General features: G+C 52.3%; 21 protein-coding genes, 1 other RNA gene and 3 pseudogenes. 14 read left to right on the top strand and 11 right to left on the bottom strand.

The window, feature by feature from the left end:
- Window positions 1-14 precede the first annotated feature (14 nt).
- The 6 genes and pseudogenes from pgk (at window position 15) to EPYR_RS19550 (ending at window position 5053) form a co-directional block, all read left to right on the top strand.
- Window positions 15-1178, top strand: a complete 1164-nt coding sequence (gene pgk / locus EPYR_RS20800; RefSeq protein ID WP_012669202.1) for a phosphoglycerate kinase — start codon at window positions 15-17, stop codon at window positions 1176-1178.
- Window positions 1179-1260: 82 nt separating this feature from the next.
- Window positions 1261-2340, top strand: a complete 1080-nt coding sequence (gene fbaA / locus EPYR_RS14865) for a class II fructose-bisphosphate aldolase (RefSeq protein ID WP_012669201.1) — start codon at window positions 1261-1263, stop codon at window positions 2338-2340.
- Between the two features lie 181 nt (window positions 2341-2521).
- Window positions 2522-3403, top strand: a complete 882-nt coding sequence (mscS, locus tag EPYR_RS14860; RefSeq protein ID WP_012669200.1) for a small-conductance mechanosensitive channel MscS — start codon at window positions 2522-2524, stop codon at window positions 3401-3403.
- A gap of 192 nt (window positions 3404-3595) precedes the next feature.
- The gene (gene argO, locus EPYR_RS14855; RefSeq protein ID WP_012669199.1) at window positions 3596-4216 is read left to right on the top strand and encodes an arginine exporter ArgO; all 621 of its coding nucleotides are present in this window, start codon (window positions 3596-3598) and stop codon (window positions 4214-4216) included.
- A 109-nt stretch (window positions 4217-4325) separates the two neighbouring features.
- Window positions 4326-4547, top strand: a pseudogene (locus tag EPYR_RS21165) (hypothetical protein); the annotation flags it as partial.
- A gap of 53 nt (window positions 4548-4600) precedes the next feature.
- Complete coding sequence (locus EPYR_RS19550) at window positions 4601-5053, top strand: acyltransferase (protein ID WP_012669197.1); 453 nt, start codon at window positions 4601-4603, stop codon at window positions 5051-5053.
- Here EPYR_RS19550 and EPYR_RS14845 read toward each other — a convergent pair.
- The 6 genes and pseudogenes from EPYR_RS14845 to EPYR_RS14825 form a co-directional block, all read right to left on the bottom strand.
- Window positions 5048-5554 (bottom strand): NAD(P)/FAD-dependent oxidoreductase, encoded by a 507-nt coding sequence (locus tag EPYR_RS14845; RefSeq protein ID WP_071819846.1) that lies wholly within the window; start codon window positions 5552-5554, stop codon window positions 5048-5050. The genes EPYR_RS19550 and EPYR_RS14845 overlap by 6 nt on opposite strands.
- Before the next feature lie 95 nt (window positions 5555-5649).
- Window positions 5650-5709: pseudogene (locus tag EPYR_RS21430) on the bottom strand (FAD-dependent oxidoreductase); the annotation flags it as partial.
- Window positions 5706-5975 carry a SemiSWEET family sugar transporter gene (locus EPYR_RS14840; RefSeq protein WP_012669195.1) on the bottom strand — a complete coding sequence of 90 codons (270 nt, stop codon included), beginning with the start codon at window positions 5973-5975 and terminating at the stop codon, window positions 5706-5708. The pseudogene EPYR_RS21430 and the gene EPYR_RS14840, both read right to left, overlap by 4 nt.
- Before the next feature lie 6 nt (window positions 5976-5981).
- Window positions 5982-7004 (bottom strand): Gfo/Idh/MocA family protein, encoded by a 1023-nt coding sequence (locus tag EPYR_RS14835; protein WP_012669194.1) that lies wholly within the window; start codon window positions 7002-7004, stop codon window positions 5982-5984.
- Window positions 7001-7834, bottom strand: coding sequence for an HAD-IIB family hydrolase (locus EPYR_RS14830; protein ID WP_012669193.1), 834 nt, complete (start codon window positions 7832-7834; stop codon window positions 7001-7003). The genes EPYR_RS14835 and EPYR_RS14830 overlap by 4 nt, the downstream gene beginning before the upstream one ends.
- Window positions 7818-9053, bottom strand: a complete 1236-nt coding sequence (locus EPYR_RS14825) for a DegT/DnrJ/EryC1/StrS family aminotransferase (protein WP_012669192.1) — start codon at window positions 9051-9053, stop codon at window positions 7818-7820. Before EPYR_RS14825 ends, EPYR_RS14830 begins: the two co-directional genes overlap by 17 nt.
- Before the next feature lie 426 nt (window positions 9054-9479).
- On the opposite strand from EPYR_RS14825, the pseudogene EPYR_RS20885 reads away from it, so the two are divergent.
- Window positions 9480-9668: pseudogene (locus EPYR_RS20885) on the top strand (arginine transporter); the annotation flags it as partial.
- A 42-nt stretch (window positions 9669-9710) separates the two neighbouring features.
- Here EPYR_RS20885 and EPYR_RS14820 read toward each other — a convergent pair.
- Window positions 9711-10751 (bottom strand): IS630 family transposase, encoded by a 1041-nt coding sequence (locus tag EPYR_RS14820; RefSeq protein ID WP_012666458.1) that lies wholly within the window; start codon window positions 10749-10751, stop codon window positions 9711-9713.
- Window positions 10752-10941: 190 nt separating this feature from the next.
- Between EPYR_RS14820 and EPYR_RS14815 the strand changes: the two genes are divergently transcribed.
- Window positions 10942-11679 carry an oxidative stress defense protein gene (locus EPYR_RS14815; RefSeq protein WP_014539423.1) on the top strand — a complete coding sequence of 246 codons (738 nt, stop codon included), beginning with the start codon at window positions 10942-10944 and terminating at the stop codon, window positions 11677-11679.
- Window positions 11680-11730: 51 nt separating this feature from the next.
- On the opposite strand, the gene EPYR_RS14810 is transcribed toward EPYR_RS14815, so the two are convergent.
- Window positions 11731-12630: a LysR family transcriptional regulator ArgP gene (locus EPYR_RS14810; protein WP_012669190.1), complete on the bottom strand. Its 900-nt coding sequence runs from the start codon at window positions 12628-12630 to the stop codon at window positions 11731-11733.
- Window positions 12631-12834: 204 nt separating this feature from the next.
- On the opposite strand from EPYR_RS14810, the gene rpiA reads away from it, so the two are divergent.
- From rpiA to serA, 3 genes are all read left to right on the top strand, one after another.
- Complete coding sequence (gene rpiA / locus EPYR_RS14805; RefSeq protein WP_012669189.1) at window positions 12835-13494, top strand: ribose-5-phosphate isomerase RpiA; 660 nt, start codon at window positions 12835-12837, stop codon at window positions 13492-13494.
- Between the two features lie 122 nt (window positions 13495-13616).
- The gene (locus tag EPYR_RS19545; RefSeq protein WP_012669188.1) at window positions 13617-13805 is read left to right on the top strand and encodes a hypothetical protein; all 189 of its coding nucleotides are present in this window, start codon (window positions 13617-13619) and stop codon (window positions 13803-13805) included.
- 86 nt (window positions 13806-13891) lie between these two features.
- A complete protein-coding gene (gene serA / locus EPYR_RS14800; RefSeq protein WP_012669187.1) occupies window positions 13892-15130 on the top strand; it encodes a phosphoglycerate dehydrogenase in 1239 nt (412 codons plus the stop codon).
- Window positions 15131-15225: 95 nt separating this feature from the next.
- On the opposite strand, the gene EPYR_RS14795 is transcribed toward serA, so the two are convergent.
- The 3 genes from EPYR_RS14795 to zapA form a co-directional block, all read right to left on the bottom strand.
- A complete protein-coding gene (locus EPYR_RS14795) occupies window positions 15226-15813 on the bottom strand; it encodes a 5-formyltetrahydrofolate cyclo-ligase (RefSeq protein ID WP_012669186.1) in 588 nt (195 codons plus the stop codon).
- A 156-nt stretch (window positions 15814-15969) separates the two neighbouring features.
- A non-coding RNA gene (ssrS, locus tag EPYR_RS19540) (6S RNA) lies at window positions 15970-16154 on the bottom strand.
- 42 nt (window positions 16155-16196) lie between these two features.
- Window positions 16197-16526, bottom strand: a complete 330-nt coding sequence (zapA, locus tag EPYR_RS14790; protein ID WP_012669185.1) for a cell division protein ZapA — start codon at window positions 16524-16526, stop codon at window positions 16197-16199.
- A gap of 170 nt (window positions 16527-16696) precedes the next feature.
- Between zapA and EPYR_RS14785 the strand changes: the two genes are divergently transcribed.
- The 3 genes from EPYR_RS14785 to ubiH are packed head-to-tail and all read left to right on the top strand — an operon-like array spanning window position 16697 to window position 19818.
- Window positions 16697-17275 (top strand): YecA/YgfB family protein, encoded by a 579-nt coding sequence (locus EPYR_RS14785; RefSeq protein ID WP_012669184.1) that lies wholly within the window; start codon window positions 16697-16699, stop codon window positions 17273-17275.
- A gap of 51 nt (window positions 17276-17326) precedes the next feature.
- Window positions 17327-18643, top strand: coding sequence for a Xaa-Pro aminopeptidase (gene pepP / locus EPYR_RS14780; RefSeq protein WP_012669183.1), 1317 nt, complete (start codon window positions 17327-17329; stop codon window positions 18641-18643).
- Window positions 18640-19818, top strand: coding sequence for a 2-octaprenyl-6-methoxyphenyl hydroxylase (gene ubiH / locus EPYR_RS14775; protein WP_012669182.1), 1179 nt, complete (start codon window positions 18640-18642; stop codon window positions 19816-19818). Before pepP ends, ubiH begins: the two co-directional genes overlap by 4 nt.
- The last annotated feature ends 8 nt before the right edge of the window (window positions 19819-19826 follow it).

The following is a 19826-nucleotide window of genomic DNA, read 5'->3' as shown; positions in this document are numbered from 1 at the left end:
CGAGAGGGTTCACCATGTCTGTAATTAAGATGACCGATCTGGATCTTGCGGGTAAACGTGTTCTGATCCGTGCCGATCTGAACGTGCCGGTAAAAGAAGGGAAAGTGACGTCAGATGCACGTATTCGCGCTTCTCTGCCGACTATTGAAGCGGCGCTGAAGCAGGGCGCTAAAGTGATGGTGACTTCCCACCTGGGCCGCCCGACCGAAGGCGAATACAGCGAAGAGTTCTCTCTGCTGCCAGTAGTTAACTACCTGAAAGAAAAGCTGGGTGCAGATAACGTCTCACTGGCAAAAGACTACCTTGATGGCGTTGAGCTGGCTGTCGGCAAGCTGGTGGTGCTGGAGAACGTGCGCTTTAACAAAGGCGAAAAGAAAGACGACGAAACCCTCTCTAAAAAATATGCCGCGCTGTGCGACATCTTTGTGATGGATGCTTTCGGCACCGCGCATCGCGCGCAGGCTTCTACCCACGGCGTGGGCAAGTTTGCTCCGGTCGCCTGTGCAGGGCCGCTGCTATCGGCTGAGCTGGAAGCCTTAGGTAAAGCGCTGAAAAGCCCGGCACGCCCGATGGTGGCAGTAGTGGGGGGCTCGAAAGTTTCTACCAAGTTCGACGTGCTCAACTCACTGGTCAAGATTGCCGACACCGTGATTGTCGGCGGCGGCATCGCTAATACCTTCGTTGCCATTGAGAACAACGTCGGTAAATCCCTCTATGAGCCAGATTTTGTTGATGCGGCGAAAAAACTGCGTGATGAATACGGTATTCCGGTTCCGGTTGATTCACGCGTAGGCACGGAATTCTCTGAAACTGCGCCATCTACCGTGAAGAAAGTCTCTGAAGTTCAGGATAACGAAGAGATTATGGACTTCGGTGACGAAACCGCACTGGCAATGGCTAACCTGCTGAAAAATGCTAAAACTATTCTGTGGAACGGTCCGGTAGGCGTATTTGAATTCCCTAACTTCCGTAAAGGGACTGAAATCGTCGCCAATGCGATTGCAGACAGCGATGCATTTTCCATTGCTGGCGGTGGTGATACGCTGGCAGCCATTGACCTGTTTGGTATCGAAGATAAAATCTCCTATATCTCTACCGGTGGCGGTGCCTTCCTCGAATTTGTAGAAGGTAAAGTTCTGCCGGCGGTTGCCATGCTGGAAGAGCGTGCAAAACAGTAAACCCTGTGGCGGGGCGAATTTCCCCGCCTGATTGATTTCACAGACTCCATTTAAACGACCGACAAAAACAGGACAAGCTAACATGTCTAAAATTTTCGATTTCGTAAAACCAGGCGTTGTCACCGGTGACGACGTGCAGAAGATCTTCAAAGTGGCGAAAGAAAATAAATTCGCCCTGCCTGCTGTTAACTGTGTAGGTACTGACTCCATCAATGCCGTGCTGGAAACCGCTGCGAAAGTAAAATCGCCGGTCATCATCCAGTTCTCTAACGGCGGTGCAGGCTTTATTGCCGGCAAAGGTTTGAAATCAGACCAGCCACAGGCTGCTGCCATTTTCGGTGCCATCTCTGGTGCACATCACGTACACCTGATGGCCGGGCACTACGGTGTGCCGGTGATCCTGCATACTGACCACTGCGCGAAGAAACTACTGCCGTGGATCGACGGTCTGCTGGACGCGGGTGAAGAACACTTCGCCAAAACCGGTAAGCCACTGTTCTCTTCTCACATGATTGACCTGTCTGAAGAGTCTCTGGAAGAGAACATCGAGATTTCCAGTAAGTACCTGGCGCGCATGGCGAAAATCGACATGACCCTGGAAATCGAACTGGGCTGCACCGGTGGGGAAGAAGACGGCGTTGACAACAGCCATATGGACGCTTCTGCACTCTACACCCAGCCAGAAGACGTGGACTACGCTTACACCGAACTGAGCAAAATCAGCCCGCGTTTCACCATTGCAGCGTCTTTCGGTAACGTACACGGCGTATACAAGCCAGGCAACGTGAAACTGACCCCGACCATCCTGCGCGACTCTCAGGAGTTCGTCAGCAAGAAACACAACCTTGAGCATAACGCGCTGGACTTCGTGTTCCACGGTGGTTCAGGTTCATCAGCCGCTGAGATTCAGGAATCAATCAGCTACGGCGTGATCAAAATGAACATCGATACCGATACCCAGTGGGCAACCTGGGACGGCATCCTGCAGTACTATAAAAAGAACGAAGGCTATCTTCAGGCGCAGCTGGGTAACCCGGAAGGCGTTGATAAGCCGAACAAGAAGTTTTACGACCCGCGCGTATGGCTGCGCGCTTCCCAGGCTTCAATGATCGTTCGTCTGGAACAGGCATTTAAAGAACTGAATGCTATCGACGTGCTGTAATTAGCTTATCCTGCAAAAAAGGCCCATACGGGCCTTTTTTTTCGCCTTTTAGCAGAAAATACAATCAATCTCGCTACTTACTTGGCACTTCTCACTTTATTGTTTTACCCTTACTCCAGCGTTTGTCGCGATCGCGGCAAGAATTTGAACGCCCTTATTGGGCTAACAACAGGACAGGGAAATGGATAATTTGAATGTGGTAGACGGTATCAATAACGCCGGGAGCTGGCTGGTGAGGAACCAGGCGCAACTGCTTGGCTATGTCGTGAATATTGTCGCGGCGATTGTTATCGTCATTGTTGGCATGATGGCGGCGCGTTTTATTGCCAAAACCGTTAATAAACTGCTGATCGCACGCCATATCGACCCCACCGTAGCTGATTTCCTTTCCGGTCTGGTACGTTATGGCATTATTGCTTTTACCCTGATCGCGGCCTTAGGGCGTGTGGGTGTACAAACCGCATCGGTGATTGCGGCGCTGGCTGCCGCTGGTTTTGCCTTTGCGCTGGCCCTGCAGGGTTCGCTGTCTAACCTGGCGGCTGGCGTGCTGCTGGTGACCTTCCGCCCGTTCCGCGCGGGCGAGTTTGTCGATCTCGGTGGCGTGAGCGGTACGGTACTGCAGGTGCAGATCTTCTCTACCACCCTGAGAAGCGCCGATGGCAAAATTGTCGTGGTGCCAAACGGTAAAATTATCGGCGGCAATATCATCAACTATTCGCGCGAGCCTGAGCGGCGCAACGAATTCATTATTGGTGTTGCTTATGATGCGGATCTCGATCGGGTATTTAAGGTGCTGCGCAAGGTGGTGGATGCCGAGCCGCGTGTGGTACAGGAACGTGGGGTTCAGATCGGCGTTAATGAACTTGCCGGTTCATCCGTCAACGTGGTGGTGCGCTGCTGGAGCAAGGTAGATGATTTGCAAAGCGTCTACTGGGATTTGATGAAAAACTTCAAGATTGCTCTGGATGCCAACAAAATTGGTATCCCTTATCCGCAGATGGATGTGCATTTTCATCAGAGCAAATCCGCCGAAGCTACGGAAAAAACCGTGCAGCCAGAATAACCTGATGGCTGGAGTAGCAGGCTGTTCAGCGCAGTGGCTACTGTTTTTTAGCCGGGGCTGGCCTTTACGGGTCAGCCCCGGCTGATCCCCTCCTGCTATTAGCCTTTCTTATTGGCTATTAAATTTTAGAATTTCTCCTGATAATCCCATCGCTATACACTTACCGAATCTATTAATCGGTGAGGTTTTCTTATGTTATCCGTTTACTTTCAGGGCGTTGCCTTGGGGGCGACTCTGATTTTGCCACTGGGGCCGCAGAACGCATTCGTATTAAATCAGGGGGTACGTCGCCAGTACCATCTGATGACCGCTGCGCTCTGTACTCTAAGTGATATCTTACTGATTTTCTTCGGTATTTTTGGCGGTAGCGCGCTGTTGAATCAGTCGGTGCTGCTGCTTAGCCTGGTCACCTGGGGCGGCGTGGCTTTTCTGCTGTGGTATGGCTGGGGAGCGCTGCGTAACGCCTGCTGTGGCGATATCCAACTGGCATCAGCGGCGGCGTTACAGCACACCCGCTGGCGCATTATGGCCACTATGATGGCGGTGACCTGGCTGAATCCGCACGTCTATCTTGATACCTTTGTTATTTTAGGCAGCCTCGGTGGCCAGCTGCCGCCAGAAGCACGCCGCTGGTTCGCTCTTGGTACTGCCAGCGCCTCGCTACTGTGGTTTTTCGGTCTGGCCATTCTGGCAGCCTGGCTGGCTCCTTTACTCAGTACNACCCGCGCTCAGCGCGTTATCAATCTGCTGGTGGGGCTGGTGATGTGGGCGATTGCCAGCAAACTGGCATGGCAGGCTATCTCCGTCTGGTAGCGAGAACTCGCTGGCGAAGCCGGAGTCCTGGTATGACGTGCACTTGCACAGCGAAGCAGGTTGGCGGCATTCTGGCGGTGTTCGCCTGTCGCACATACCATGCCTGAATATTTCCGGGTGCCAGCGGCAAAAACAGGGGATTGAACGGGCGCATTCGCTGGGTAAATACCGGGGAAAACAGGCCGATCTTGAGCGGCATCAGAAAGTCCTGTACTACCGACTGGTTAAAAACCTGTGTATCCGGGAAATTGCGGATGCACCAGGTTACAGTGCTCCACAGGTTTGCCGGATACAGGTTTTTTTTATAAAGGTGGAGCCTGAGAAAAAATAGTTTTACGCACAGTAATTCCGCTCTCTTAATGAGACCTTATTTTGGAAACGTATATGAAATTAATAGAAAGTGAAGTTCGCGACGTGATTTCAGGGAAAAACGTCACCATAATCAGACCTGTCAATGTTTATGAATGTGAACTCAGGGATAATGTATTTATTGGTCCTTTCGTTGAGATACAGAAAGGGTGTGTGATCGGCAGTGGTAGTCGGATCCAGTCACACACATTTATTTGTGAAAACGTAACAATAGGTCAGAACTGCTTCATTGGTCATAACGTGACGTTCGCTAACGATCTTTTTCATTCCGGTTCGCCGGATCCGTCTTCGAATAACTGGATCACCATTTCCCTCGCAGACTCAGTATCTGTGGGCAGCGGAGCCACCATTCTGTCACCCTATATATGTAGTGGTTCGGTAATTGGTGCTGGTTGCGTGGTGGTTAAACCGATTGAGGTAAAGGGAATTTATGCAGGAAACCCGGCAAGATTAATCCGGACATTATGAGAAAAGAGCCTTTACGGCCATTTTATCAGAGATATATTTGCGAATACGGCAAGTACGCGGAAATGGATTCCTGGGGATCTGTCGCAAATGCCGCCCTGTATTCAGCGTCAGTAATATCACCTTTTCTAAGTAAATGACTGAGAGCGTCTTTCCTTTAAATTTCTCCGGCTCCTGGTACTCCCGTGATGAGATCAGCGTTCCGCAGAAGTGTTCAGCTCCGGATAAGGCAGGTAAACTTGGTTGCCAGAGTTCACCGGTTGCAATGATGGCCCTGTCAAAAACATCCTCCCTGAGTCGGCCTTTAGAGACACTGCCGATCAACCAGTTCTCTGATGTTTTCCGCAATGAAATCACTTCAGTATTCAACCGGGTAGTCTCACGAATATCATCTGTTCCGGCCAGCGCCGAAAGATATTTGAACACCTGATCCACACCGGGAAAAACATCGGTAGATCCCGGAGGGAAGTCTGTATAATGAAACGCATACCGAGAGTTTTGCATACGGGCGTTACGATAAGCACCACCGCTCCAGGGGTTCCACCCCCCCCCCNTGTAAGGGCATTTTTTTCAAACAATACAAAGGAATGACCTGCCTTAACCGCGTTGCGGGCTGATATTAATCCGGCAGGACCCGCACCGATGATGGCAATATTCATAGGTTTTTTTTTCTGCGGTTGAGCAGTGTCATTATCAGCACCGGCGCTGCCAGAAACAATGTGACAATATTTGCGGCCAGCACAGCAAAATCAGAGCGCTGGATGCCATAAACAATCCATGAAATAACCCCGATGAGGAACATCATATACATGACAACGGAAATGCCTTCGGTATTGCGCGTCCGGAGCGTTTTAATACTTTGAGGGACAAACGCAAACGTCGTAAAAAATGCGGCAAACAGCCCAGTAAAAAGAATAGTGTCCATTTTCTTTCAGAATGCCTCGATAATTTCCTGTATATGAAGACCTGACGACAGATCCGCCAGCATCGGGGCTGATGTGCCATGTTTAATCAGGCCACACCAGTCGTTATGAAGATGAATAAACGAATCTGACCAGAACGGAAGCTCCCGTGGAGGATCAGGTAATCGCTTCATCCCGTCGAAAGCAATCGTTTCAGTAGCTGTGTCATTAAACAGGCTCAGGAGCAGACTGTTTTCATGATGAGTGGAATATCCGATCTCTCCCTTCTCTAATACGATCTGCATGTGCAGCCCCAGATCCTTCCCTGTTTCCGATTTACTGGCATGAATTCTGAAATAGGCTCCCTTTTCTGAACAGCCCATCACATACCCGTTATCATCCACTTCAACCAGACCGTCCGATTTTTCAGCCACGCGTGTTCCCTTTACCGTCCTGATCCCGTTAAGAGCAACCGGACTTTCGCCCATCAAACAAAACAGATCCAGGAGATGGCAGGAGAGATCGCCGAGTGCACCATTGCTCTTGCTCTTGCTCTGCCGGGCGGAGTCACGCCAGGTCAGGTGATGGCGGGTCAGTGCCGAATTTTTATTAAACTCCGCAGAGAAGAAATGCAGGTCCCCTAATTCACGGTCTTTTATCAGTTGCATAATCGTGGCGATAACCCGGTTATACCGGTAATTAAAGGACACAATACTGCCTTCCGGCGCGATTGATTGGAGATACCGGGCAGAGTTGAGATCTGTTGACAGCGGTTTTTCGCATACAAACGGGATCGGTTTATAGCGGAGAACCTCTTCCGCCACACTGACGTGGAGATGATTTGGTGTGCAAATGACGAAACCCTGACTCATATCAGCTAGCTGCTTCAGGTTCTGGCAACGAATCACCGGCAGGGTGCCGATCTCGCTGAGCTGTCGCATGCTATCTTCATTGACATCATACAGGGCCAGCCCGGTTACCAGCGTATTGAGGGAAAGGGCGCAGACATGGGCGCGTGCAATACCACCACAACCGACAATTCCAATAATCATCCCTGTAACTCCTTAAGCACTTTGAGTATCCCGTGGCAATAAGCCCTGTCCAGGCTGCTGCCGTACTGCTTAATAGCGAACGGGTCTGCATTACCCACCAGATAGCCTTTCCCGGCCTGAGCAAACATGGCGAAATCATTCGTGCTGTCACCAAAGGCAATAACGGCTTCTTTCGGCAGAGTGAGTTCTTGCATCAGAAAAGACACCGCCTGATCCTTGCCACAGCAAAGAGGGATAAATTCAACATCATAACAGTCAGGTGGATCACCGGCAGCCGGGTTGCATCGGGTAAAGACGACACGAACCCGTCGCTCGTCAGCCAGTGCCTGTATGCAGGCAAAATCACGGGCCAATGCAGGACCTTCAGGATAGTAATAACTGACTTTATAGGGGCCTTGGTAGTCTTCCGGTTGTTTCCGCAGGGGCATACCTTTTTCCAACAGAATACTGACTATGCCTTCAACATTTTCACGGCTATAACCTGAATGGCGTATCCGTTCAGCCCAGGTTTCCGATGGGCAAAGCATGCCATTTCTGACCCAGTAAAATTCTGTACCAAGACTGCAACAGATAAAATGGGGGCTACGTGAAATATAACCTCTGGACTTGCGCCTGGCCGAAACCAAATTTGTTCCGGTGACCCAGCCTGCGAGTATCCCTTTTTCTTTTGCGCAGGACTCAAGATAAGCTTCCAGCAGATCAACGCCCCCCAGTGCCTTTTTATCACTGACTGATGGAATGTATGTTTCGTCAAGATCGCAACACACAATAGTACTAATCACTGTCGGGAGAGGAAATTCAACAGGCCATTTTTCATTTAAAATAGTCATGCAATACCCCGACAACGCTGTCCTGCTCCTGAAGCGACATATGGTTATGCAGCGGAAGATGAAACAATGCAGAATGAATGATTTCAGAGGGGATGAACTGCTCAGGACGTGAATAACCTGTTGCCAGTGGATGTTCCCCGCAATGAGAAAGTATTGGGTAGTAAATATCTAACTCAACCCCTCTTTCACGCGCAAAGGAAAATAAAGCATCACGCTCCCCCTGACAGAAAAGCACGGGGAAAAGATGCCAGGTATTCTGGAATTTCTCAAGCGGTAGCGTTATTTTATGCGCCAGAAACTCCAGCAGCAGATGGTAGCGGGCTGCAAGCAGACAGCGTTTTTTTTCATTATTTTTAAAGTGCCTGAGTTTGATACTGAGCGTGGCGGCCTGCATGTTATCCATGCGGCTGTTTAACCCCCAATTCTGGGCTTTTATATTCTTTTTACCTACAGTAAATCCATGGTAAGAATATTGCCTTGCTATGAGCGCCCGCTCAGGAGATTGCGTCAGTATCGCACCGGATTTGCCGAAGGAACCGATATTTTTGAACGGATTAAAGCTTAGAGTCAGCAGATCACAGCAATTCATGAGTGACCAAATCCCGAAGCACTGTGCCGCATCCACAATAACCGGGATATCGGCCTCGCGGGCTATGCGGTGAATGGCACCAATATAACGGCACGAGCCATAAAGACAGACCGGTAATACCGCTTTTGTTCTGGATGTCCTTAGGCGCAGCACTTCATCCGGATGCATATTGAAAGAGGCATCAATATTTGCGAACACAGGTATGGCTCCGACAGCCATTACCGCATTCTCCGTTGCGGCAAAGGAATTCAGAGGGACAATGACCTCATCACCCGGACTCACACCGACTGATTTCAGTGCGATCATTAATGCATCAGTTCCACTACTGGTGGCAATGCAAGTATGCGCACCATAATACGATCTTATTGTTTCTTCTATTTTCGCAGTATAAGGTCCGTTGGTAAAATATCCGCTTTCAATGATTTCTGAAATGATGTGCCGGCATTCCTGCCGCTCCAGACGCGAGTTCAGTCTGGAGAGAGGGAAAAATGCTATATGTCCGGACTCATCATATTCGTTTTCATCATTAATCTTGTGGTAAATATCTTTAAATCGCTCCTGTAGTTCATTTTCCGTTAATGCGCTGAAAACCATTTCATTTAAAACGCTGATATCCTCAACCCTTTCCATAAACACCTCCATTTGATGTGGGTAAAAAAGTCAAGCACGCCAGGAGAATATCTCACATTAATCTTGAAAATAGGTGATGGCAGTCACGAACATACAATATTTCTAGTGATTTATGTCATATTTAAAATTATTGCTACAATAAATTGACCTGCTTTAATCGATAAGTGAAAATCATGGTCTTTTGAATACTGTAAAGATGATCACACGATCTGACATGTGACCTGTAGGAAGATCTGTTGGCGGTGAGTTTGTAGGGAGACCGATACCGTCACCTTAGTGCTTTTACATTGCGCAAGAGGTATTATTCTGCTTTGGCAATTGTAATGGATTTAACGACCGGACAGTTTCACTTCTTATTGCCAGTCAAATCCCAAAGTACAAAACAGCCTGAACGTAAAATCATTTTCGATATCCAAACTGCCCCCTATCCAACTGGCATCATCTGCTGCGTTACAGCACACCCGCTGGCGCATTGTTGCCACTATAATGGCGGTGGCCTGGCTGGCTCCTTTACTCAGTACNACCCGCGCTCAGCGCGTTATCAATCTGCTGGTGGGGCTGGTGATGTGGGCGATTGCCAGCAAACTGGCATGGCAGGCCGTCTCCGTCTGGTAGCGGGAACTCGCTGGCGAAGCCGGAGTCACTAAATAGCTGCGTCTAATAGCGCTCCACTTTTGCCAGTCCGTGTTTACCGCCCGGGAACGGGCTGACCGTTTTCATAAAGTGGCGTACTTTTTTCAACAGTTGCCACATTGACCGGCACTGATGATTGCGTGTAATGGTATCGTGCAGCGCCTGCCACAGGCGCTCAACATGATTGACCCACGGCGAGTAAACCGGCTGGTAAATCACCCTGAACTTTGGATTCTGTTTCAGCCAGCTCAGCGTTTCACGGCTTTTGTGGATGATATAGTTATCGACAATCAGCGTGATCGTTTTTGCCCGGCGGTAACTCGCTTTCAGGTGCTTAAGCAGGCTGATAAACAGCACCGAACTTTTGCTGTTACCGCCAACGTAACTGACTTTGCCCGTTCCGCTGTGCAGCGCACCCGCCAGGTAATATTTTTCATTTTGACCCGGTGTTACCACGCGTCTTTGCTGCCCGCGCAGTTGCCAGTCAGCACCGATTTTTGGATTGAGGTGGATATCCACTTCATCTTCATAAAATACCGGATGCTCTGCGCTGCATTTGTCCAACGCCTGGCGGATCACCGCCATCTTTTCATCTTTGTGCGGGTCACGGATCCGCAGGGTTGGCGCAGCTCTGCGCCACACCAGCCCGGCAGCGGGCAACCAGCGACGGACGGTTCCTGCATGCAACCGGCAGCCGGTTATGTCTTTAATTTTTATAGCCAACAATTCCGTACTCCAGCGTGAACGCTGATAACCAAAATCGCCGGGAGAGTGCTTTATCAGTTCACGTAACAGAGTGCAGATATGCTCAAATGGCCATCGGCGGGAGCGCCCTGCGGGCAACGATTTCAGACCTTCAACACCGGACAACGTAAACCAGTTAATCCAGCGCCCGACGGATGAACGGGCGCAACAGAGCGTTCTGGCGACGTGGCTGACACGGTTTCCCCGGTGCAACATCAGTATGGCCGTCAGCCTGCGGGCATGATTTTTATCGCGCGTTTTATGGATAGCTTTTCGCATCAGGCGTCGTTCTTCACGGGAAATGGGTGCTATGATCGGCATTGCTCAGTCCGGTTGGTGATTTGTTTTGATTTGGCGATTGATCAGATCGCACAATCCGGGCTGAGTTCCCTCAAAGTGATCTACTATTCCGCGCAGCTATTTAGTATGACGTGCACTTGCACAGTAAAGCAGGTTGGCATCATACTTACGGTGTTCACCAACTATTTGACAGAAACTGATAACAGAATGCATGGAGAACGCAGTGAAGCTGACTAAACTGGCTCTTGCCGCCGTATTGGGATTAGGTACTTTGCCACTGGCAGTACAGGCGGATGAACTACCCAACGGGCCGCATATCGTTACCTCCGGGAAATCCAGCGTGGATGCAACGCCTGATATTGCCACTCTTGCTATTGAAGTGAATGTGTCTGCCAAAGATGCCGTGGAAGCTAAAAAGCAGGCTGACTCCCGCGTACAACAATATTTTGATTTTCTGAATAAAAATGGCATTGATAAGAAGGACGTCAATGCTGCTAATTTGCGCACCCAGCCTGAATACGACTACCAGAAGGACGGTAAGTCGGTGCTGAAAGGTTATCGTGCGGTGCGCCAGGTACAGGTTACGCTGCGTCACCTGGATAAACTTAACGAGCTGCTGGACGGGGCGCTGAAATCAGGCCTGAATGAGATCAGTGGGGTTGAACTGGGCGTGGCTAATCCCGGGCAATATCGTGATAAGGCGCGTCAGGCGGCGATTGAAGATGCGACGAAACAGGCTGGCGAACTGGCGCAGGGCTTTGGCACCAGGTTGGGGCAGATCTACAGTATTCGCTATCACGTAGCCAACTATCAGCCGATGCCGATGGCGCGGATGTATAAAACCGCTGATGCCGCCGTAATGACCTCTGCTGCTCAAACTTACGAGCAGCAGAGTATTCATTTTGACGACCAGGTTGACGTGGTGTTTGAACTGCAACGCAATCCCTGACCGGTAATTCAGGGGCGGCCCTATATCAGCCGGTCGCCCCGTGTTAGCGCGTTAAAACATATCCTGACGCAGCACGCGGTGACCGTGTGCGAGCAGGGCATCGGTGACGTTACGCATCAGACGGCTCTCCGGGGCAAAACGGTGCCAGTAGAGCATACGGCGCTGTAACAGCCCCGGCGTTAAATCAATTAACTCCCCCTCCGCCAGCTCACGCTCAATCTGCAAATGCGGGATCATACAGCAGGTGGTTCCCTGCCGCGCCAGCTGCACAAAGGCTTCCGACGAGTTAACGATATGGCAGGGTACGCTACCCGGCGATAAATCAAAATTTTGCTGTAAAAAGGCCTGATGCATATCATCCAGATGGTCAAATGCGACCGCCGGCGCTTTCAGCAATGCGGATCGCGTCACGCCATTCGGGAAATAGCGGTCAGCAAACTCTTTCGAGCCAACAAACAGATAATCAAGCGCTCCCAGACGGTCAACCAGACAGCTGGGCAGCGGCTGTGGCTGGATACTGACCGCGCCGACCACTTCACCACGGCGCAGGCGTTCCTGAGTGCGGGTTTCATCTTCCACCTGAATATTCAAACGCACCGGCGAATCGGCCAGTACCGTTTTCAGTGCTGGCAGTAGCCAGGTGGCAAGACTGTCGGCGTTGACCGCCAGCGACAGCAGCAGTGGCGTGGTGCCGCCGTTATCATCACCCAGCCACTCCTCTTCCAGCAGTTCAACCTGATGTAACAGTGCCAGCAGCTTTTGTCCCTGCTCCGTCGGGCGTGGCGGTACCGTACGCACCAGCAGCGGCTGGCCGAACATATTCTCCAGTTGTTTAATGCGCTGTGAAACCGCAGACTGGGTAATACACAGTTTTTGCGCCGCACGCTCAAAGCCGCGTTCACGTATTACTGCGTCCAGCGCCTGAAGCGTGCGGTAATCCGGGCGTTTCATTGGTCTTTGTACTCTCTTTCAGGTGTGGTGGGTCACTATGCCATATTTTCTGCCCTTTACGTTGTGCTAATGCCCCTTCAGGAATTAAGCACTTTGTGGGTCAGGTTCCATTACTGCCAACCAAAGAGGCAACTGAACGGTTTTTTTTGCCGGGCTTGCTTTATACTACGCGCACCAAGTTGCAGCACAGGTTTTAAACATATCATGACGCAGGATGAACTGAAAAAGGCCGTAGGCTGGGCCGCGCTTGATTACGTCACGCCGGGCACTGTCGTTGGGGTTGGCACTGGCTCGACGGCCGCGCACTTTATTGATGCACTGGCGTCGATGAAACATCAAATCGAAGGAACGGTCTCCAGCTCGGAGCTGTCTACCGCCAGGCTAAAAGCCTATGGTATTCCCGTCTTTGACCTTAATGAAATTGACGTCCTTTCGCTCTATGTTGACGGTGCCGATGAGATTAACGGCCAGATGCAAATGATCAAAGGCGGCGGCGCGGCGCTAACGCGCGAGAAGATCATTGCTGCGGTAGCCGATCGCTTTATTTGTATTGCTGATGAGTCCAAGCAGGTTGATGTGCTGGGGCATTTTCCGCTGCCGGTGGAAGTGATCCCGATGGCGCGTTCCTACGTTGCGCGCGAACTGGTGAAGCTTGGCGGGCTGCCGGAGTACCGCCAGGATGTGGTGACTGATAACGGCAATATCATTCTCGATGTGCATAACCTCAACATTATTGACCCGATCCGGTTGGAAACGGCGATCAATGCGCTGACCGGCGTGGTCACCGTTGGGCTGTTTGCTGCCCGTGGTGCCGATGTGGCGTTGATTGGCACCGCAAACGGTGTGCAGACCATCAAAAAGTGATCTCTCAGGTGCCGCGTTGGCACCTTCTGTTTCGCTACAAAACAGACAATTTCTTTCAGGGCTAAAATTTAGTGACTTATATCACATTGTGCCCGTCCGCTGCGCGATCCTCCTGATGCAAGGTGTTGCGCCACGATTTTCTGCCGCTTTGTACTGACGCACAGGCTAGCCGTGCTGAAGGCAAGGCAATCGTTTGTATTGCTGCTGGCGTAAATTTTGTTATTTTGGCAGAAGGCTATCTTAATATCCTCACCGGATTTCCTGGTGCAGCAAGGCGACAAGCCAGCGTTTTTCCCAAATCACTGAAGTGAGCGGGGCGGCCAGCGCATCTGTAACAGGAAAAATGAGGGGTATTCAGCCACATCTGAAGTCTGCTAAATAAGGTCGGGAACGGGAAATGGCAAAAGTATCACTGGAGAAAGACAAGATTAAATTCCTGCTGGTGGAAGGCGTGCATCAAAGTGCAATTGATAATCTGCGCTCGGCGGGCTACACCAATATCGAATTTCATAAGGGCGCGCTGGATAGCAATGCACTGAAAGAATCCATCCGCGACGCGCACTTTATCGGACTGCGTTCGCGTACTCATCTCACTGAAGAGATCTTCGCTGCGGCGGAGAAACTGGTGGCCGTTGGCTGCTTCTGCATCGGTACTAACCAGGTGGATCTTGATGCAGCGGCGAAGCGCGGTATTCCGGTGTTTAACGCGCCTTTCTCCAATACCCGATCCGTCGCTGAACTGGTTATCGGCGAGCTGTTGCTGATGCTGCGCGGCGTTCCGGCGGCAAATGCCAAAGCGCACCGTGGACAGTGGCACAAGCTGGCGGTGGGATCCTATGAAGCGCGTGGCAAGAAGCTGGGTATCATTGGCTATGGCCATATTGGCATGCAGCTGGGGGTACTGGCTGAAAGTCTCGGTATGCACGTATTCTTCTATGATATCGAAAGCAAGCTGCCGCTGGGTAATGCCACCCAGGTGCAACAGCTTTCTGATCTGCTGAATATGAGCGATGTGGTAAGCCTGCACGTACCGGAAACCCCGTCCACCCAGAATATGATGGCGGCGGAACAGCTGGCGCAGATGAAGCCAGGCGCGCTGCTGATCAACGCCTCACGCGGTACGGTGGTGGATATTCCTGCTTTATGCAATGCTCTGGCGGAAAAGCACCTGGCGGGCGCGGCAATTGACGTGTTCCCGATGGAACCGGCAACCAACAGCGATCCGTTCAATTCACCGCTGTGTGAGTTTGATAACGTGATCCTGACGCCTCATATCGGTGGATCCACTCAGGAAGCGCAGGAAAATATTGGTATTGAAGTAGCAGGCAAGCTGGCGAAATACTCGGATAACGGCTCTACGCTGTCAGCGGTGAATTTCCCTGAAGCCTCCCTGCCGATGCACGGTGCTAACGCCAGTCGTCTGATGCACATTCATGAAAACCGTCCCGGCGTACTGACGGCGATCAACCAGATTTTTGCCGAGCAGGGCATCAATATCTCCGCTCAATATCTGCAAACCACGCCGCAGATGGGATATGTGGTGATTGATGTGGAAGCGCCGCAGGAGACCGCCGATAAAGCGCTGCAGTTAATGAAGGCGATTCCGGGGACCGTTCGCGCCCGTCTGCTGTACTAAAATGGCATGACAGAGAGGCTGAATCCGCGGCCCTTACCTTCGAGGTAAAGGTCGGGGATCCACTTCGGCGGTTTGAGGGCTACGCATGATAAGGGTTACCATTGCCAAATTTTCGACGGCGTGATCAATGCAGGCAGGGGAACATCCCATTCCGCCACCGGCAGTTTCTCCACCTGCTGACAGTCATGCGCCAGCCCCACCGGTAAAAAACCGTGCTGCTGCCAGTGCTGCAACGTCCTGTCGTAAAACCCTCCGCCCATGCCTAAGCGCTGTCCAGCGCTATCAAACGCCACCAGCGGCACCATCACCACGTCCAGCTCGCTCAGCGGCAACAGGTGACGAATATCCAGCGGCGGCTCCGGGATGCGCAGACGGTTAATTTTCAGTTCGGTCTGACGGTCGTAGTGCATAAACAGCAGGTTACCCCGCGAGAACGGATGCAGCACCGGCAAATAAACATGCTGCTGACGCTGCCAGAGCCGGGCTATCAGCGGGTGTGTATTGAGTTCACCATCGACGGAAAGAAACAGCGCAATGTTTTTCGCCTGTCGTATTGGGGAAAAATTCAACGCCTTTTCAGCTGCCTGCACGGCGGCAAGCTGTTGCTGTTCATTACTAAGCAGGCGGCGCAGGCGGCGGATGTGGTGACGGATATCCTGACGGTCGCGCATATCGGGCTTCATATAAAGGGGGCATCTCCGGTACGGGACTGTCCACGTTGATGGCAGAGCCGGCGGATTCGGTGTGCCGTGCAGGCTTAACGCGGATTATTTTACAGAGAGTGCAGATTGCCGGGTGGTGCAGAACCTGTCAATGACTGGGTAGAGCAGAAATAAAATGGAATCTCCGAGATGCCGCCGCAGGCTGTAACCCTTGAACCCTTGGTTCAAGGTGAGCATGCCGTCGCAACCATCAGGTTTCTCGGACGGACCGAGCATACACACAGGTTACAGAGCACCACACTCTGTTTGGTATGAAATATCGGCTCAGGGGACTGGCCCGCTTGCAAACACCTCAGAGAAATTTTGTGCTTCAACGTCACTCTATCACAGCTAACGCTAAAGTGTTATTCGAAGTTCGTTCCGGTACGTTCAGTAATACGACCCTGTTCAAGCAACGCCTGTTCAATGGTCTGTTGCAGCATGCGAATACGCTGTTCCATATTTGACGCATAGTCACGGGTTTTGACTTTTTCCTGCGCCAGTTCATGGCAAACGTTCAGTGCAGCAATAAACACTAATTGCTCGGTATTAGTGACTCTAGTGCGAACTTTTAAGTCCTGCAACCGTTGATTGAGGTCTTCAGCAGCCAGGTTCAGCGCATCTTGCTGTTCCGGCGGACAATTTACTCGTAATGAACGGCCAAAAATTTGAAGATCTACCGGTTGTGCAGACATGCCACCTTCCTGACTGATTACTGTACCCGCAATCATCCTTACCGCTCAAGGGTTTGGAACGGGAGTCACTATAACTACCCCAAATATAAGAAACAACCCCTTTCTGGAATCATCGAGGCACCTGGTGGTAGCATAACACGAACTTATCCAGCCAACGACGGCCAAAACGTATGTCACTAACCAATACCACGCCGGGTTACAACGCTCTGGCCGCAGTACTCACACAGCAGGGAGTCGGCATGACTCCTGCAGAAATGCATGGCCTGATCAGCGGCTTAATCTGCGGCGGCAGCGCCGGGCGCTGGCAAACTCTGGCGCACGATCTGACCAATGAAGGCATGGCCTGGCCACAGACGCTGGCTCAGCCTTTGCAGCAGTTGCACGATGCAACAGCTGATTCGTTGGACGATGATGGTTTTCTTTTCCAGCTTTTGCTGCCGGAAGACGATGACATCAGCGTATTCGACCGCGCCGATGCGCTTGCCGGCTGGGTAAATCACTTCCTGTTGGGGTTAGGCGTTACGCAGCTAAAACTCGACAAAGTGAAGGGTGAAACCGGAGAAGCGATCGACGATCTACGCACTATTGCCCAGCTCGGTTATGATGAAGATGAAGACCAGGAAGAGCTGGAGCAGTCGCTGGAAGAGGTCATTGAGTATGTGCGCGTGGCGGCATTACTGTGCCACGATACCTTTACCCGGGTGGTCGCACCCACCAACGTCGAGATGAAAAAACCGACGCTGCATTAAGCGCAACCCGCCGTCAGTGGTGATTTAACGAATTTGCATTCAGGAGGTTGAATGACCCAGCAAGAGTTTTTGCGCCGCCGCCAGGCGCTGTTAGCGAAAATGGCTCCGGCCAGCGCGGCATTGATTTTTGCCGCCCCGGAAGTGACTCGCAGCAACGACAGTGAGTACCCTTACCGGCAGAACAGTGATTTCTGGTACTTCACCGGTTTTAACGAACCAGACGCATTGCTATTGCTGATAAAAAGCGCAGACAATCATCATCACAACGTGTTGTTTAACCGCCAGCGTGACCTCAAGGCGGAAATCTGGTTTGGACGCCGCCTTGGGCAGGAGGCTGCACCCGCAAAGCTGGCGGTTGACCGTGCGTTGCCCTGGGATGATATCGCAAACCAGATCCACCTGTTGCTGAATGGACTGGACGTTATCTATCACGCACAGGGGCAGTACGCTTTTGCTGACGGCATCGTCTTCAGCGCGCTGGAGAAACTGCGTCGGGGTTCACGCCAGAATCTCTCTGCCCCCGCCACGCTCACCGACTGGCGTCCATGGGTACATGAACAGCGTTTGATTAAGTCCGCTGAAGAGCAGGCCGTATTGCGTGAGGCCGGGCGCATCAGCGCGCTGGCCCATACGCGAGCCATGCAGCAGTCGCGCCCCGGTATGTACGAGTATCAGCTGGAGGGGGAAATCCAGCACGAATTCAACCGCCACGGCGCGCGTTTCCCCTCCTATAACACCATTGTCGGCGCGGGTGAAAATGCCTGCATCCTGCACTACACCGAAAACGAAAGCCAGATGCATGATGGTCAGCTGGTACTGATAGACGCCGGCTGTGAACTTAAAGGTTACGCCGGGGATATCACGCGTACTTTCCCGGTAGGCGGCAAGTTCAGCGCTCCGCAGCGCGCCGTCTACGATATCGTGCTGGCTTCCCTTAACCGCGCGCTGGAACTGTACCGTCCTGGCACCAGCATCCGCGAGGTGACGGCGGAAGTGGTGGAAATGATGGTCAGCGGACTGGTTAAACTGGGGATCATGCAGGGCGACGTTGATACGCTGATTGCTGAAAATGCCCATCGTCAGTTCTTTATGCACGGCCTGAGCCACTGGCTCGGGCTGGACGTGCATGACGTTGGGCACTACGGAGTTGACCGTGACCGCATTCTGCAACCGGGGATGGTGCTGACTATTGAACCCGGTTTATATATCGCCCCGGACGCTGATGTACCGGCAGAGTATCGCGGTATTGGTATTCGTATCGAAGATGACATCCTTATTACCGCCGACGGTAATGAAAACCTGACGGCCTCGGTGGTAAAAGATGCCGATGAAATCGAAGCACTGATGGCGGCAGCGAAACAGCCATGAGCATCATTATTGCAGGGGGGGGGATGGCCGGAGCCACGCTGGCGCTGGCTATTTCTCATCTAACCCAGGGAGAGCTGGCGGTAACGCTGGTTGAAGCTACCGCTCCTGCCAGTCGCGCCCATCCGGGCTACGACGGGCGCGCAATCGCGCTGGCTGAAGGCACCTGTCAGCAGCTGGCCGCGATTGACCTCTGGCCGTTACTGGCCCCCGTAGCCACCGCCATTACTCACGTTCACGTCAGCGATTGCGGCCATGCCAGCTTTGTTTCGCTCGACGCTGCCGACTATGGCGTAGCGGCGTTAGGCCAGGTAGTGGAACTGCATGAGGCCGGGCAACGGCTGTTTGACCGTCTTCAGCAGGCACCTGGTATAACGCTGCGCTGTCCGGATAAGGTCGCCCGGGTTGAACGCTCACAGAATGGCGTCAGTGTGGTACTGTCCAGCGGCGAACGGCTCGATGGTGAATTGCTGGTAGCGGCGGACGGAGCACGTTCTCAGGTTGCAGCGAATTGCGGTATGCAGTGGCAAAACGCGAATTACCAGCAGGTGGCGGTCATTGCCAACGTATCTACCGAGCTGGCGCATCAGGGGCGGGCTTTTGAGCGCTTTACCGCTCACGGCCCGCTGGCGCTGCTGCCAATGTCGGACGGCCGCAGTTCGCTGGTATGGTGCCATCCGCTGGCAGAGAAAGCGCGGGTGGATAGCTGGAGCGATGATGAATTCCTTACGCGCCTGCAGCGCGTCTTTGGCTGGCGGCTTGGGCGGTTGACTCAGGTGGGGCAACGGCACAGTTATCCGCTGCAGTTGCAGACCGCAACTCAGCATGTTTCTCATCGTCTGGCGCTGGTCGGTAATGCCGCTCAGACCCTGCATCCCATCGCCGGCCAGGGGTTTAACCTGGGGATGCGTGACGTGATGTCGCTGGCAGAAACGCTGGCGACGTCCTGGCACAGCGGGCAGGGCGTGGGTGACTATGCCACGCTACAACATTACCAGCAGCGCCGTCAGCCGGACGCCCGGGCCACCATCGGCATTACCGATGGGCTGGTGAGAATTTTTGCTAACCGCTATGCGCCGCTGGTGATCGGGCGCAATCTGGGACTGATGGCGATGGATAATATGCCGTCGTTACGAAATTTGCTTGCCGAGCGAACGCTGGGCTGGGTTAAGCGTTGAGGAGAAAG

This window comes from Erwinia pyrifoliae DSM 12163, from assembly GCF_000026985.1.
Lineage (GTDB): Bacteria > Pseudomonadota > Gammaproteobacteria > Enterobacterales > Enterobacteriaceae > Erwinia > Erwinia pyrifoliae.
This window is presented reverse-complemented; position numbering and strand designations above follow the sequence as displayed.